Below are 1,649 nucleotides of genomic sequence, written 5' to 3'. Positions count from 1 at the left end.
CTCCCCCCCCTCCCCCTCGTGCCCCGGACAGGGGCATCAAGCCGCCGCGCCTGTGCGCCCCGGGCCGCGACGTCGCGTCGGCGCGGCCTCCGGCCTTCTCAGGGCGTCGGTCAGACGCCCAGTTCTGCCGCTATGCGGCCCGCTCGAACGGCGGTGAGCAGGTCCGCGTGGTCGGCCGTGGTCCGGTCCGCGTAGGAGACGGCGAACGCGGCGACGGCCTCGTCGAACTCCTCGTTCTTCCCGCAGTACCCGGCTATCAGACGCGGGTCGGCACTGTGGGCATGGGCCCGGGCGAGCAGGGCCCCGGTNNCCTGGTCCACGGTGAGCGCGGCGGGATCGACACTGCCCTTGCGGTTGCGGAACTGACGCACCTGGAAGGGGCGCCCTTCCACCGTGGTCCAGCCGAGCAGGATGTCGCTCACGACCTGTATGCGCTTCTGCCCGAGCACCACGCGCCGCCCCTCGTGACCGGGGTCCGGCACGGTGAAGCCGGCGGTCGGCAGATGGGGCAGCAGGGCGGACGGGCGGGCCTCCTTCACCTGGAGGACGAGTGCCTCGCCCCGGTGGTCGAGGAGCAGCACGACATAGGAACGGGTGCCGACGCTGCCGGTGCCGACGACCCGGAAGGCGACGTCGTGGACGGCGTACCGCGCGAGGAGCGGCAGCCGGTCCTCGGACACGGTCTCCAGGTAGGGGCCGAGGGAGGCGGCGACGGCGGCCGCCTCGGCGTCCGGGACCCTGCGCAGGACCGGGGGAGCGTCCACGAAGCGGCGGCCGCCGCCCTCGGCGTCGGTGACGGCCTCGGTGGAGCGGGCGGCGAACCGGGCACTGGTGTTGTTGCGGGCCTTGGCGGAGACCCGTTCCAGGGTGCCGAGGAGGTCACGGGCGTCGGTGTGGGAGACGAGTTCCTCGTCGGCGATGGCGTTCCACGCGTCGAGGGCGGGGAGGCGGGCGAGCAGCCGCATGGTGCGCCGGTAGGCGCCGACGGTGTCGAAGGCGGCGGCGAGCCGCTTGAGGTCCCACTCCCAGGGGCCGACGACGGTCTCGTCGAAGTCGTTCAGGTCCATGACGAGCCGGCCGCGCGCGTCTCCGTAGAGCCCGAAGTTGGCCGCGTGGGCGTCGCCGCACAGCTGGGCAGCGATCCCGGTGACGGGGGTGCCGGCCAGGTCCTGGGCCATGAGCCCGGCGGCTCCGCGCAGGAAGGTGAAGGGGCTGGCCGCCATCCTGCCGACCCGTATCGGTGCGAGTTCGGGGACGCGGTCCCGGTTCGACTCCTCGACGGCCCGGACGGCGTCGGGTCGGTCTTCGGCGAGGGCGGGCTGCCGGTGGGCGGAACGTGGAACCCGCTCACGCAGTGCCTTGCCGCGCTCCTTGGGGGAGGCTGCGGTCCCGCCGCCGACGGTGGCGCGGCGGGCGAAGCCCGGCACGTGCGGCACCCGCACNNCGGCACGACGACCTGGTTGTCGTCCATGGCCTGCCCTCCCCCGATAAGAAAGTCCAACATCATCCGGCCTGAAGGTACCGCCGTACCCGAGTGGTCGTCTCCCCCTGTGGACAAGCGCCTGTGGACAACTCCTGGGTCACCTACTGGGTCACATCCCGGGACAACTCTTGGAACGGCAACGGCCCCCTTCTGGCTCCTCCCCACC

1 protein-coding gene and 1 pseudogene are annotated in these 1,649 nt (G+C 73.0%); both read right to left on the bottom strand.

Features of this window, described 5'->3' with window-relative positions:
* Positions 1 to 110 precede the first annotated feature (110 nt).
* Positions 111 to 308 (bottom strand): annotated as a pseudogene (locus AOK00_RS41045) (DUF2252 family protein); the annotation flags it as partial.
* Positions 309 to 310: 2 nt separating this feature from the next.
* Positions 311 to 1,442: DUF2252 domain-containing protein (locus AOK00_RS35875; RefSeq protein WP_254047633.1), on the bottom strand; the 1,132-nt coding region annotated here is incomplete at its 3' end.
* Positions 1,443 to 1,649: the final 207 nt, after the last annotated feature.

Source organism: Streptomyces aureus (genome assembly GCF_001418135.1).
In the GTDB taxonomy this organism is placed as follows: domain Bacteria; phylum Actinomycetota; class Actinomycetes; order Streptomycetales; family Streptomycetaceae; genus Streptomyces; species Streptomyces aureus_A.
Note: the sequence above shows the minus strand (reverse complement) of the source record. Positions and strands in the feature narration are given on the sequence as shown.